Genomic DNA, 13,000 nt, shown 5'->3' on the forward strand with positions numbered 1-13,000 from the left:
TTGTCGCAGATCAATCTTTCGGGAACGGGCGAGGAGGAGCATGGGGCCATGTTTTTAACGGAGATGCTCCCATGTTCCTGTTCTTCGACTTTTTCGCCAGAACCCTCAACAGCGACTCGGCGCAGCCTTGCGATCGTGCCGAGGAGCGCCGTGAAGCGAGCATAGTGTCGCGGCGGGTGCTGACCCGGCGGGCGCACCAGCAGGCGCAGCCGGTCGAGCGCAAGCACTGAGAACGTAGCCCGGCGTGCATTCGGGCCAGACAAGCAAAGGGCGCCGTTTGGCGCCCTTTGCATTGGCTATGTCCCTCTTGTGTGCTGTATGGGGTGACGGGCGTGGGTTGTCCTGCGTGGCGCGCCTGCGTGGGTAGGTTGGCGTTGAGCGCAGCGAAGCCCAACAACCGGGGCAGGCTCGTTGGGCTTCGTCGCGCCGCGACTCAACCCAACCTACGACTCATCGCCTTTGCAACACGCTACCGGGACATGGCCTTTGCATCGAGACCTTAGCTCTCGTCTCCCTCGCCCAGCGCGGCCAGCTCGCGCTCCAGCAGGCTCTCGTCGCCGAGGTTGAGCTCCACCAGGCGGCGCAGGTGGCTGATCGACTCCAGGTCGATATGCCGGCAGACGAAGCCGAGCAGCTCGTCACGGGTGCGGGTCAGCACCACTTCCATCTGCAGGCGGGTTTCGCCGTCGAGGCTGATGGTGGCGGTGAACGGCTGGTCCGGATCACCGTTCCAGTCGCGCGGGCGTTTCACCAGCAGGCCCTTGAGCGACAGGTCATGCAGTTCCACCGTCCACCGCCGCTCGCCCTGGGCAAGCTCGGTGGCGGCGTCGAAGGCGATGCGCTGGAAGCGCCGACGCTCGGTACGGGTGTCACTCATTGCGGGATTCCTCTGCGGTTTTGTCCACTATAGCCAAGCCTGCACCGCGGCGCCGCCCGGCTCAGGGCTGGGTGATGGTCAGCGCGTACTTCATCAGCGCCGCCGAGCCGTCGATGTTCAGCTTGCGGCGGATGCTCAGTCGGTGGGTTTCCACCGTGCGCACACTGATCTCGAGCTCGCGGGCCATGGCCTTGCTGTCCAGGCCGCGGGCGAGCATCTGCAGGATCTGCACCTCGCGCGGGCTGAGGCTGTGCGACTCCAGGCTCTGGTCGGCCAGGCGGCGGGCGATGTCCGAGCTGTAGAAGGTGCCGCCGGCGGCGATGGCGGCAATGGCGGCGATGATTTCCCGCGAGGGAGCGTCCTTCAGCACGTAACCGCGGGCGCCGGCGCGGATCGAGCTGCGCACGTACTCGAGGTTGTCGTACATGCTGAGGATCAGCACCCGGACACCGGGGTGTTGCTGGCTGAGGGTGCGGGTCAGCTCCAGGCCGGTGCTGTCCTTCAGGCCGATGTCGACCAGCAGCACGTCCGGCTGTACCCGTTCGAGCAGGTCGAGGGCCTCGGCGGCGCTTTGTGCTTCGCCCACCACCTCGATCTGTGGCATGGCCGCGAGCAGGGCGCGGATGCCTTCGCGTACCAGGGCGTGATCGTCGACGAGGGCGATCCGGGTGGGGGTGCCGGGAGTCATGTTGCGGCCCTTCAGCTAGGGAACGACAGGCCGGCGGCGTGGCCGGCCGGGACGGGCAATAGTACACGCATCCCGGTCTGCCCAGAGTTGGACGAAAGGCTGAACTGGCCGCCGAGGTGCTCGACCCGCTCGCGGATGTTGCGCAGGCCGATGCCGCCAGGCATCTGCTCGATCTTGCGCGGGTTGAAGCCGACACCGTCGTCCTGCACCCGCAGTTGCACGCCCTGCGCGTCGGCGTCGAGGTCGATATGCACGGTGCTGGCCCGGGCATGCCGTTCGATATTGGTCAGCGCCTCCTGCACGATGCGAAACAGCGCGACCGCGGTGGCGTCGGGCAACTGGGCATCGGCCAGCCGGTTGCGGTAGATCACCGCCAGGCCGCAGCGCTGCTCGAATTCCGTGGCCAGCTGGCCGATGGCGGCCGGCAGGCCGAGGGTGTCGAGCAGCGAGGGGCGCAGGTCGTGGGAGATGCGGCGGATCTCGCCGATGGCGCCACCCAGGCGCTCGGTGGCCTGGCGCAGGGTGGCGAGACCGCTGGCGCTGCCTGTTTCCAGCTCGTGGTCGGCCAGCTCGAACTGGAACTTGATCGACACCAGCAGCTGGCTGATGCCGTCGTGCAGCTCCCGGGAAACCCGCGAGCGCTCCTCCTCCTGCAGGCTGATGATGCGCTGGTTGAGCGCCTGCAACCTGCTGTCGGCCAGCCGGTGCTCCTCGATGCTCAGGGTCAGGCCGCCGCCGAACACCAGCAGGACCGCGATCAGCGCCACGCTGGCGATGGCCAGCATGGTGGTGAAGATGCCGCCTTCGACCTCTGCGCGCAGCTGGCTGGTCGCTCGCTCGACATCCTCCAGGTAGATGCCGGTGCCGAGCATCCAGCCCCAGTCCTCCAGCATCACCACGTAGGCCAGCTTGTCGGTCTCCTGGCCGCTGGAGGGCTTGCGCCAGCTGTAGCGCTGGAAGCCGTCCCCGCTCGTGGCGCTTTTCAGCAACGCCTGCACGGCGGGCAGGCCGTGGGCGTCGGTCATGCTCCACAGGTCCTTGCCCACCAGCTCGGCCTGCCGCGGGTGCATCAGGTTGCGACCCTTGGCGTCGTAGACGAAGAAGTAGCCGTCCTGGCCGAAGTTGATCTTGGCCAGCGTCTCCAGGGCTTGCCGCTGCGCTTGGGCATCGCCGCGGCCGCCGGCATGCAGCGGAGCGATGACGCTCAGCGCCAGGGTGACGTAGTTCTTCAGCTCGGCCCGCTTGCTGGAAAGAATGGCGCTTTCGATCAGTTGCGCCTGCTGCTCACCCAGCCTCTGGTTCTGCACGATGACCAGCGCGCAGATGACCGCCACGGCCAGCAGCATCGGCAAGATACCGAGGGCGACGATCTTGTGCTTGAGTTGCATAGGGGCTCCTCGGGGAGACGGCGCCAGAGGGATGGCTGACAGTACCCGCGCAACTGGCCGCTGGCGCGGCTACGTAGTTCTACGTAGTGGCCCTGAGTAGCTCTGCGAATACCGGTGGCTGGGTGTTGCGCGGATAGTAGCAAGGCTCCGTCTGCGGAGCGCGCACTCCAATAACAATAGCGCCGTAGGCCGACCTGGCCCGACGGCAGGAGAACTTAAATGCCTCGTTTGCTCAGTCAGATTGGCTGGTTTGCCTTGGCGGTGCTGGGCGCCAGCGCCCTGGGCGTCGTCGCCCTGCGCCGCGGCGAAGCGATCAACGCCTTGTGGATAGTGGTGGCCGCGGTGGCCCTCTATCTGGTCGCTTACCGTTACTACAGCCTGTTCATCGCCACCAAGGTGATGCAGCTGGACCCGCACCGGGCCACGCCGGCGGTGCTCAACAACGACGGTCTGGACTTCGTGCCGACCAACAAGCACGTGCTGTTCGGCCACCACTTCGCCGCCATCGCCGGCGCCGGCCCGCTGGTCGGCCCGGTGCTCGCCGCGCAGATGGGCTACCTGCCCGGCACCCTGTGGCTGATCGCCGGGGTGGTGCTGGCCGGTGCGGTGCAGGACTTCATGGTGCTGTTCCTCTCCACCCGGCGCAACGCCCGTTCGCTGGGCGACATGGTGCGCGAGGAAATGGGCCGGGTGCCCGGCACCATCGCCCTGTTCGGCTGCTTCCTGATCATGATCATCATCCTCGCGGTGCTCTCGCTGATCGTGGTCAAGGCCCTGGCGCACAGCCCCTGGGGCATGTTCACGGTGATGGCGACCATCCCCATCGCCATGTTCATGGGCATCTACATGCGCTACCTGCGCCCTGGGCGGATCGGCGAGATCTCGCTGATCGGCGTGGTGCTGCTGCTGGCCTCGATCTGGCTAGGCGGAGTGATTTCCCAGGACCCGTACTGGGCGGCGGCGTTCACCTTCACCGGTGAGCAGATCACGATGATGCTGGTCGGCTACGGCTTCGTCGCCGCGGTGCTGCCGGTGTGGCTGATCCTCGCCCCGCGCGACTACCTGTCGACCTTCCTCAAGATCGGCACCATCGTCGCCCTGGCCATCGGCATCCTGATCCTCGCCCCCGAGCTGAAGATGCCGGCGCTGACCCAGTTCACCGACGGCACCGGCCCGGTGTGGAAAGGCGCGCTGTTCCCCTTCCTATTTATCACCATCGCCTGCGGGGCCGTTTCGGGCTTCCATGCCCTGATCAGCTCGGGCACCACGCCCAAGCTGCTGGCCAGCGAGAGCCATGCGCGCTATATCGGCTACGGCGGCATGCTGATGGAATCGATGGTGGCGATCATGGCCATGGTCGCCGCCTCGATCATCGAGCCGGGCGTGTACTTCGCCATGAACAGCCCGCCGGCTATCGTCGGCGCCGATGTCGCCAGCGTGGCGGCGGCGGTCAGCGGCTGGGGCTTCGCCATCACCCCGGAGGCGCTGGAGGCGGTGGCCCGCGATATCGGCGAGACCACCATCCTGGCCCGTGCCGGCGGGGCGCCGACCCTGGCGGTGGGCATCGCGCAGATCCTCCACCAGGTGCTGCCGGGCGAGAACACCATGGCGTTCTGGTACCACTTCGCCATCCTGTTCGAGGCGCTGTTCATCCTCACCGCGGTGGATGCGGGAACGCGAGCGGGGCGCTTTATGCTGCAGGACCTGCTCGGCACCTTCGTTCCGGCGCTCAAGCGCACCGAGTCGTGGGGCGCCAACGTGCTGGCCACCGCCGGCTGCGTGGCGCTGTGGGGCTACCTGCTGTATCAGGGGGTGATCGATCCGCTGGGCGGCATCAATACCCTGTGGCCGCTGTTCGGCATCTCCAACCAGATGCTCGCCGGCATCGCCCTGATGCTGTGCAGCGTGGTGCTGATCAAGATGAAGCGCCAGCAGTACGTCTGGGTCACCCTGCTGCCGGCGGCCTGGCTGCTGATCTGCACCACCACGGCGAGCCTGATCAAGCTGTTCGATGCCAACCCGGCGGTCGGCTTCCTCGCCCTGGCCAACAAGTACGAGGCGGCCCTGGCCACCGGCCAGGTGCTGGCGCCGGCCAAGGACCTGGCGCAGATGCAGAACGTGATCATGAACGCCTACACCAACGCCGGGCTCAGCGTGCTGTTTCTGCTGGTGGTATTCAGCGTGCTGTTCTATGCGCTGAAGGTCGGCCGCGCGGCCTGGATTCGTCCGGACCGCAGCGACAAGGAAACCGCGTTCAAGGCCATGCCGAACGTCTGAGTGCTTAGCGCGCCGGGCCTGCGTGCTGGCCCGGCAGCGTTAATAGGAGGTGTCGCGTGTTCAATGATCTCAGCCGCATGGGCAAGTACCTCGGGCAGGCCGCGCGCATGCTGGTGGGCATGCCCGACTACGACACCTATGTCGAACACATGCAGACCCAGCACCCGAACCAGCCGGTGATGAGCTACGAGGCGTTCTTCCGCGAACGTCAGGAAGCCCGTTATGGCGGCGGCAAGGGCCGCCCGGTACGTTGCTGCTAGCCGGTGGGTTGGCCTGTGGCATGGGTTGAGACCTAGGTTGGGTTGAGGCGCGCAGCGCCGACGCCCAACGAGACATGGCTCCGGCCATGTTCGTTGCTTGGCGATCTGCCCGTTGGGCTTCGCTGCGCTCAACCCAACCTACAGTGGTACATCACGCGCCACGCCAGTCGTGGCGCGTTTCGTTTTCAGGAGCCGTAATGTCCCAACCTATTCCCGTCACCGTGCTCAGCGGCTTTCTCGGTGCCGGCAAGACCACCCTGCTCAAGCACCTGCTGCAGGCCGAGCACGGCCTGAAACTGGCGGTGATCGAGAACGAGTTCAGCGACACGCCGATCGACGGCCAGCTGCTCGGCGGCGCGCCGGTCGAGGTCATGACCCTGGCCAACGGCTGCGTCTGCTGCTCGATCCATGTCGAGCTGGAAAAGGCCCTGTACCTGCTGCTGGACAAGCTGGATGCCGGCGAGCTGGCCTTCGATCGCCTGGTGATCGAGTGCACCGGCCTGGCCGACCCGGCGCCGGTGGCGCAGACCTTCTTCGCCGACGCCGAACTGTGCGAGCGCTATGTGCTGGACGGCATCCTCACCCTGGTCGACGCGGCCAACGCCGAGCGCCACCTGCAGGAGACCATCGCCCAGGCCCAGGTCGGTTTCGCCGACTGCATCCTGCTGAGCAAGACCGACCTGGTCGACGCCGCCCACATCGAGGCGCTGAGCCAGCGCCTGCAGCGGATCAACCGCCGCGCGCCGATCCGCGTGGTCGAGCACGGCCGCATCGACCTGGCCGAACTGCTGGATATCCGCGGCTTCAACCTGAATGCCGATATCGCCCCGGCCTTGCGCCTGATGCCGCGGGTGCCGACTGGCAGCACGCCGGACCGCATCGCCACCCTGGTGCTGAAAAGCGAGCAGCCGCTGGATCTGGACAGGCTCAGCGCCTTCATGGAAAACCTGCTGGAGCAGCATGGCAATGCCCTGCTGCGCTACAAGGGCGTGCTGAGCATCGCCGGCGAGGAGCGGCGCATGGTGTTCCAGGGCGTGCTGCGCCTGTACGGCTTCGATTTCGACAGCCCGTGGCCGGTGGGCGAGACGCGCGAGAGCGTGATCGTGTTCATCGGCGACAACCTGCCGGAAGACGAGATCCGTGCGGGCTTCGCCGCGCTGCAGGCCTGAGGCCTGTGGCCGCTCAGAACCTGTTCAGAGTCTCGCGAGCTAGAGCCAGGCAAGGCGAAATCGGGCGAAGAAGCGCAGTTTACGAGTTGTAAATGAGCATTCTGAGCCCGATTTCAACGCAGCATAGCCGACGCGCAGCAGGCTTTGAACAGGTTCTCAGACCAGCAGGTCGTTTGCCGAGAGGTCCGTCACCCCGAGCAGCTTGATCATGAACTCCGCCGCGCTGTCGGCATTGCTGCTGCCGTACAGCACGCCGTCGGCGAAGCGCAGCTGGCCGCTGGCATCGCTGTCGCTGAAGGCCGCGCCGTCCAGGTAGCTGAAGGCCTCGCGGGCGGCGGTCAGCGGGTTGCCATCCAGGGCGGACAGGTCGATGCGGTCGCCCTCGCCGCCGTTGAAACCGTAGATCAGGTCGGCCAGCTCGCCCAGGCCCAGCTCTTCCAAGGCGCCGAACACATAGCGGTCGGCGCCGCTGCCGCCGTTCAGGGAGTCGGCCCCGGCACCGCCGTCGAGCACGTCGTTGCCATCGCCGCCATTCAGCACATCGTTGCCGGCCAGGCCCTGCAGGCTGTTGTCGCTGCTGTGGCCGCCCAGGGTGTCGGCGTAATCGCTGCCGATCAGGTTTTCCAGGTTACGCAGGGTGTCGACGCCCGAGCCGCCAGTCGCCTGGGCCTGGGAGGTGGACAGGCGCACGACCACGCCGGCCCCGGCCTGGGCATAGGACAGGGTGTCGTTGCCTAGGCCGCCGTTCAGCACATTGTCCCCGGCGCCGGCGAACAGCAGGTTGTCCAACGCATTGCCCGTGCCATTGGCGTTGCCCGGCGCGGTCAGCACGAGGATTTCTATGTGGTTGGGCAGCAGGTAGTCGGCCAGGCTGCTGAAGACCCGGTCGATGTCCGCGTCGGCGCCTTCCACGACCCGGTCGCCGGCATCGTCGACGATATAGCTATCGGCGCCCGCACCACCGAGCAGGACGTCCGCGCCGGCGCCGCCATCCAGCAGATTGTCCGCGGCATTGCCACCGATGATGTTGTTCAGGGCGTTGCCGGTGCCGTGGAGCGCTTGCGTGCCGACCAGGCTGAGGTGTTCCAGGTTGTCGCCGAGGGTCCAGTCCACCGTCGATTCGACCGTGTCGTATTCCTCGGGGTCGGTACTGAGGCCGGTTTCGCTCAGGCTATCGCCGGCGCTGTCGACGATATAAACGTCGCCGCCGGCGCCGCCCGCCATGTGGTCATTGCCCGCGCCGCCATCGAGGGTGTCGCCGCCGGCGCTGCCGAGCAGCAGGTCGTCGCCGGCGCCGCCCAGGATGCGGTTGGCGGGGTACCTGGAGATCGCGTTGGGGTCGTCGTTGTCGCCGGCATCGCCCTGGTAGCCCAGGTCGCCGGCGATGAAGTCGGCCAGGCGCTGGCCGATGATCTCGCCGGCGTCGCCGTGCAGGTGCCAGACGTCGTCGTAATAGGTCAGCGGGTCGACGGCGTAGCGCAGCGGCAGGTCGCCGTAGTCCACGGCGATTTTCACGTCGTCGCGGCTGGCGGCCATCGCCTGCTGGGCCTGGCGGATGGCTTCGGTGCCGGCGACTATCGCGGCGATCTCGCTCGCGCTGAGGCCGCGCAGGGCGGCGGCCTCCTGCTGGTAGTGGCCGGTCAGCATCAGGTAGAAGGTCGCGTCCGGGGTGCCCAGCTGGGCCTTGAGGTAGTCGAAGACTTTCAGCGTATTGCTCGTGTACAGCTCGATCTCGGCCTGCTTGTCCGTGGCGCTGGCGTAGGCCATGGCATTGTCCTCACCCTGGCCCCAGACCAGGGCCAGGGTCACGCTGCCCTTGGCCTGCAGCGTCGCCAGCTGGCTGCGCAGGTTGCTGACCGCCTGCAGCAGCGCCTCGCCGGGCTGGTCGGTGTCGCTGTACCACCAGGCCTTGGCCTGCTCCGCGGCGCTGGCCGTCGAGCGGCCGGTGACGGTGCTGCCGCCGACGGCGAGGTCCACCGGCTCGCCGTTGGCGTCGAAGAACAGGCTTTCCACCCTGTCGTAGTCGGTGTAGCGCTGCAGCTGGCGCAGCATTTCCGTGATCCCCGATTCCTCGTCGCCGGAGAACATGCGCAGTATCCGTGCATTGGATTGGCCCAGCGTGGGGACGAACAGGGTGTTCTGCGGCGTCGGCGCGGCAAAGATGAAGTCCGCCGCGCTCAGGTCGTTCAGGTGGTTGCCGCTCAGCGCGACTTCGAAGGTGTTGCCGTCGTCGTCCGGCTCGCGGGACTTCAGCGAGGTCTTGCTGCCCGTGTCGTTGAGGGTCATGTACAGGCTGTGGTCGTAGCCGTTGCCCAGCCCGGTGATGCCCAGGGCCGAGAGGTCGATCTTGTCCGTGCCGACGCTGAAGTCGGTGATGGTGTCGGCCGCGCCGATGTCGGCGGGGCCGTAATTGCGGTAGCTGTCGAGCAGGCTGGCGAAGCGGAAGATGTCGCTGCCGCTGCCGCCCGTCAGCGTGTCCTTGCCGGCGCCGCCGTCGAGCAGGTCGTTGCCGCCGCCGCCATCGAGCTTGTCGGCGCCGGCATCGCCCAGCAGCACTTCGTCGGCGGCGCTGCCGCTCAGGCTGTCGTTGCCGCTGGTGCCGGTGAGGTCGAGGGGCTCCGGTGGCGGCGGCGGTGGTGGCGGGGCGTCGAAGAACAGGTTGCCGGCGTTGAGGGCCGCCAGCTGGTTGCCGCGCACGCCCAGCTCGAAGAAGTTGCCACTGGCATCGGCCTGGTAGGACTTCAGGTAGCTGCGGTCGCTGGCGCTGCTGTAGCTGAGCAGCAGGCTGCCGTTGTAGCCATTGCCCAGGCCGCTGAAGCCGAGGCCGGAGAGGTCGATGCGGTCCTGGCTGCCATCGAAGTCGCGGATGGTGTCGCTGTAGAGGGTGGTGCTGGTGCGGTAGCTGTCAGTCAGCGCGGCGAAGCGGAAGGTGTCCGCGCCGGCGCCGCCGCTGAGGCTGTCGCGCCCGGCGCCGCCCTCCAGCAGGTCGTTGCCGGCGCCGCCATCGAGCGTGTCGTCGCCGCCCAGGCCGAGCAGCGTCTCGTCGGCCGCGGTGCCGTTCAGGCTGTCATTGCCGGGGCTGCCGGACAGGGTCGAGCTGCCGGCCGGGGCATCGCTCACGCTGAGCTGGAAGATGTCGCTGACCAGGCCGCCGCGGCCGTCGCTGGCGCTGACCTTGATCGCATAGAGCCCGGCCGCTTCCAGCCCCGGCATGCCGCTGAAGGTGCGGGTGGCGGCGTTGAACGCCAGCCAGGCCGGCAGTGCCGTGCCGTCGCTCAGGCTGGCGCCGTAGCTCAGGCTGTCGGCGTCGGGGTCGGTGAAGCTGGTGGCGGCAAAGCTGTAGCTGAAGGCGCTGTTTTCGCTGGCGTACTGGTCCGGCAGTGGCTCGTTCAGCAGCGGTGCGCTGTTGCTGCCGGCGTCGGCGTTGAAGAGGACGTTGCTGGCGTTGAGCAGGCCCAGTTGGTTGCCCTGGATGGCCAGCTCGAAGCGATTGCCGTTGCCGTCGGGTTCCAGGGACTGCAGGTAGGTGCGGTCGCTGGCGCTGCTGTAGCTGAGCAGCAGGGTGCCGTTGTAGCCATTGCCCAGGGCGCTGAAGCCGAGGCCGTACAGGTCGATGCGGTCCTGGCTGCCGTCGAAGTCGCCGATGGTGTCGTTGTAGCGGGTGCTGCCGGTGCGGTAGCTGTCGCGCAGTTCGGCGAAGCGGAAGGTGTCCGCGCCATCACCGCCGCTGAGCTTGTCGCGCCCGGCGCCGCCCACCAGGATGTCGTTGCCGGCGCCGCCGCTGAGGCTGTCGTCACCGGCCAGGCCGAGCAGCAGCTCGTCGGCCGCGCCACCGAGCAGCAGGTCGTTGCCGCCGCTGCCCTCCAGCTGCACCAGCAACTGGCCGCTGGGCTCGCTGGAAACCAGGCTGTCGTCGCTCAGGCCATTGCCCGTGGCCCCGAAGTCCTTCGCGTTGTAGATCATCATCCCCCCTTTGCCAGCGGTCTTGAGCGGCGCCTGGACCGGGTACGGTCGCGCATGGCGTGTGTGACTCTGTAGGCAGGCGATGGCGCAGTGCGCCGGCAAAGGCGCGCCGTGACCGGCTGCGTTGAGCGTCAAGGGCAGGGAAGAAAGGCTGGACTGCTGAAGCGTATGGGCGGCTGGAGTACCGCTTCTCTACCGGCGACATTGCGGGCCGGCTGTTCTGCTGCGCAGCATTGAGTGATGCGCGTCACAGAAGAATGCCTGCATCGCAGGGGCGAGGCATGCGCTAACCGACGAGTGGTGCGCCAGGGACGAGATCCTCGGCTAAGTCACCGGGTTGTCGGCCATGCCCAGTGCATAGAACACCGCCAGCGCGGCGAAGGCGTCCTCCCCCGCATACTGCACCTGGCTTTCGCTCAGGCGGGTGGCCGCCCAGTTGGAGGTGGTGGCTGCCTTGGACTTGCGCAGCCGCCGGCCCAGGGCGATGGCCACCGCGGTGCGCACGCCGACCGCCTGCTTGTAGCCGAGCTTGCGCATCGCGTTCGCCAGATCGACCGAGGCGCCGAGTTTCAGGCCCAGTTTGCGCAGCAGGGGGCCGCGGTCGGAGGTGAGGCCGAAACCGACCTTGACCATGTGCCGGGACTCGATCACCTCGCGCAGGAAGTCGCGTGGCGGGTCGCCGTTCAGCTGCACGATGAACGCCCGCTCGCGGCTGGCGAACTGCAGGACATGCGGGCCGGTGCGCGGCGCATCGCTGGTGAAGCAGGGCTTGGATTCGGTATCGAAGCCGATGAAGGGCTCATGACGCAGCTGCTGGAGGGCGAATGCGTAGTCGGCTGGTGTGCGCAGGACATGGATGCGTTGCAGCGGCAGGGCATCGAACGGCGGCAGCAGCTTGATCTGCTCCTTGCTCGGGCGTTCGACATAGCGGCGCTTGGGCTTTGCTGGCTGATCCGTGCTCATGGCGATCTTCTTCGAGGGGCGTGCTGCACCCTACGGCAAACGCCGGGCATAAAAAACCCGGCCTGAGCCGGGTTTTTCGTGCCGCGTGGGCGCTGACGCTTAGTTGCCGTATACCGGCAGCTTGGCGCAGATGGCCTTGACCTTCTCGCGTACGGCGTCGACCACTGACTCGTCGCCCATGTTCTGCAGGATGTCGCAGATCCAGCCGGCCAGCTCGCGGCACTCGGTTTCGCCGAAGCCACGGGTGGTGACGGCCGGGGTGCCGATGCGCAGGCCGGAGGTGACGAAGGGCGAGCGCGGGTCGTTCGGCACGCTGTTCTTGTTCACGGTGATGTAGGCGCGACCCAGGGCGGCGTCGGCGTCCTTACCGGTGATGTCCTGCTTGATCAGCGACAGCAGGAACAGGTGGTTCTGGGTGCCGCCGGACACCACGTCGAAACCGCGCTCGATGAACACGCTGGCCATGGCCTGGGCGTTCTTCACCACCTGCTGCTGGTAGGCCTTGAATTCGGGCTGCAGGGCTTCCTTGAAGCACACCGCCTTGGCGGCGATGACGTGCTCCAGCGGGCCGCCCTGGCCGCCCGGGAAGACGGCGGAGTTGAGCTTCTTCTCGATCTCTTCGTTGGCCTTGGCCAGGATCAGGCCGCCACGCGGACCGCGCAGGGTCTTGTGGGTGGTGGTGGTGACCACGTCGGCGAACGGCACCGGGTTCGGGTACACGCCGGCGGCGACCAGGCCGGCCACGTGGGCCATGTCGACGAACAGGTAGGCACCGACCTTGTCGGCGATGGCGCGGAAGCGGGCGAAGTCCAGTACCTGCGAGTAGGCGCTGAAGCCGGCGATGATCATCTTCGGCTGGTGCTCGACGGCCAGGCGCTCGACTTCGTCGTAGTCGATCAGGCCGGCATCGGTGATGCCGTACTGCACGGCGTTGTACATCTTGCCGGAGAAGTTGACGCTGGCACCGTGGGTCAGGTGGCCACCGTGGGCCAGGCTCATGCCCAGCACGGTGTCGCCCGGCTTGACCAGGGCCTGGAACACCGCGGCGTTGGCCTGGGAGCCGGCGTGCGGCTGGACGTTGGCGTAGTCGGCGCCGAACAGCTGCTTGGCGCGGTCGATGGCCAGCTGCTCGACGATGTCGACGTACTCGCAACCGCCGTAGTAGCGCTTGCCCGGATAGCCTTCGGCGTACTTGTTGGTCAGCACGCTGCCCTGGGCTTCCATGACCGCCGGGCTGGTGTAGTTTTCCGAGGCGATCAGCTCGATGTGATGTTCCTGGCGCTGGGCTTCTTGCTCCATGGCGGCAAACAGGTCGGCGTCGTAACGGGCGAGGGTCAAATCACGGCTGAACATGGCAGTCCTCTACGGAGCGGTGCGGGAAAAAGGCGCGCATTCTAACCCATACGCCGGGTACT

Annotated in this window: 10 protein-coding genes; 4 read left to right on the forward strand and 6 right to left on the reverse strand. The window is 67.1% G+C overall.

The features are described from left to right. The first annotated feature begins 71 nt into the window (after nt 1-71). Nucleotides 72-230: a hypothetical protein gene (locus tag F3I16_RS09940; RefSeq protein ID WP_160493515.1), complete on the forward strand. Its 159-nt coding sequence runs from the start codon at nt 72-74 to the stop codon at nt 228-230. Nucleotides 231-499: 269 nt separating this feature from the next. Here the strand turns inward: F3I16_RS09940 and F3I16_RS09945 are convergent, their stop codons facing one another. The 3 genes from F3I16_RS09945 to F3I16_RS09955 form a co-directional block, all read right to left on the reverse strand. Beyond that, nucleotides 500-877, reverse strand: a complete 378-nt coding sequence (locus F3I16_RS09945; RefSeq protein ID WP_160493516.1) for a PilZ domain-containing protein — start codon at nt 875-877, stop codon at nt 500-502. A gap of 61 nt (nt 878-938) precedes the next feature. Further along, on the reverse strand, nt 939-1,565 hold the full coding sequence (locus tag F3I16_RS09950; protein WP_160493517.1) for a response regulator transcription factor: 627 nt from the start codon (nt 1,563-1,565) through the stop codon (nt 939-941). A gap of 11 nt (nt 1,566-1,576) precedes the next feature. Further along, a complete protein-coding gene (locus F3I16_RS09955) occupies nt 1,577-2,953 on the reverse strand; it encodes a cache domain-containing protein (RefSeq protein WP_160493518.1) in 1,377 nt (458 codons plus the stop codon). A gap of 219 nt (nt 2,954-3,172) precedes the next feature. Here F3I16_RS09955 and F3I16_RS09960 point away from each other — a divergent pair, with 219 nt between their 5' ends. The 3 genes from F3I16_RS09960 to yjiA all read left to right on the forward strand — a co-directional run bounded on the left by F3I16_RS09960 (nt 3,173) and on the right by yjiA (nt 6,659). Then, complete coding sequence (locus F3I16_RS09960; RefSeq protein ID WP_160493519.1) at nt 3,173-5,230, forward strand: carbon starvation CstA family protein; 2,058 nt, start codon at nt 3,173-3,175, stop codon at nt 5,228-5,230. A gap of 56 nt (nt 5,231-5,286) precedes the next feature. Beyond that, on the forward strand, nt 5,287-5,490 hold the full coding sequence (locus F3I16_RS09965) for a YbdD/YjiX family protein (protein WP_160493520.1): 204 nt from the start codon (nt 5,287-5,289) through the stop codon (nt 5,488-5,490). 197 nt (nt 5,491-5,687) lie between these two features. Then, a complete protein-coding gene (yjiA, locus tag F3I16_RS09970; RefSeq protein ID WP_160493521.1) occupies nt 5,688-6,659 on the forward strand; it encodes a GTPase in 972 nt (323 codons plus the stop codon). Nucleotides 6,660-6,815: 156 nt separating this feature from the next. Here yjiA and F3I16_RS21010 read toward each other — a convergent pair whose 3' ends face one another. The 3 genes from F3I16_RS21010 to glyA form a co-directional block, all read right to left on the reverse strand. Next, the gene (locus F3I16_RS21010) at nt 6,816-10,622 is read right to left on the reverse strand and encodes a M10 family metallopeptidase C-terminal domain-containing protein (protein WP_178116661.1); all 3,807 of its coding nucleotides are present in this window, start codon (nt 10,620-10,622) and stop codon (nt 6,816-6,818) included. A 324-nt stretch (nt 10,623-10,946) separates the two neighbouring features. Then, on the reverse strand, nt 10,947-11,585 hold the full coding sequence (locus F3I16_RS09995; RefSeq protein WP_160493522.1) for a 3'-5' exonuclease: 639 nt from the start codon (nt 11,583-11,585) through the stop codon (nt 10,947-10,949). Nucleotides 11,586-11,684: 99 nt separating this feature from the next. Next, nucleotides 11,685-12,938 (reverse strand): serine hydroxymethyltransferase, encoded by a 1,254-nt coding sequence (gene glyA, locus F3I16_RS10000; RefSeq protein WP_160493523.1) that lies wholly within the window; start codon nt 12,936-12,938, stop codon nt 11,685-11,687. Nucleotides 12,939-13,000 lie beyond the last annotated feature (62 nt).

Origin of the sequence: Pseudomonas sp. L-22-4S-12 (assembly GCF_009799935.1) — a bacterium.
GTDB lineage: Bacteria > Pseudomonadota > Gammaproteobacteria > Pseudomonadales > Pseudomonadaceae > Aquipseudomonas.

Coding starts and splice junctions, on each gene's coding strand:
- F3I16_RS21010 (WP_178116661.1), bottom strand. CDS start 10,622: ATGATCTACAACGCGAAGGACTTCGGGGCCACGGGCAATGGCCTGAGC.
- F3I16_RS09955 (WP_160493518.1), bottom strand. CDS start 2,953: ATGCAACTCAAGCACAAGATCGTCGCCCTCGGTATCTTGCCGATGCTG.
- F3I16_RS09995 (WP_160493522.1), bottom strand. CDS start 11,585: ATGAGCACGGATCAGCCAGCAAAGCCCAAGCGCCGCTATGTCGAACGC.
- F3I16_RS09945 (WP_160493516.1), bottom strand. CDS start 877: ATGAGTGACACCCGTACCGAGCGTCGGCGCTTCCAGCGCATCGCCTTC.
- yjiA (WP_160493521.1), top strand. CDS start 5,688: ATGTCCCAACCTATTCCCGTCACCGTGCTCAGCGGCTTTCTCGGTGCC.
- F3I16_RS09960 (WP_160493519.1), top strand. CDS start 3,173: ATGCCTCGTTTGCTCAGTCAGATTGGCTGGTTTGCCTTGGCGGTGCTG.
- glyA (WP_160493523.1), bottom strand. CDS start 12,938: ATGTTCAGCCGTGATTTGACCCTCGCCCGTTACGACGCCGACCTGTTT.
- F3I16_RS09940 (WP_160493515.1), top strand. CDS start 72: ATGTTCCTGTTCTTCGACTTTTTCGCCAGAACCCTCAACAGCGACTCG.
- F3I16_RS09950 (WP_160493517.1), bottom strand. CDS start 1,565: ATGACTCCCGGCACCCCCACCCGGATCGCCCTCGTCGACGATCACGCC.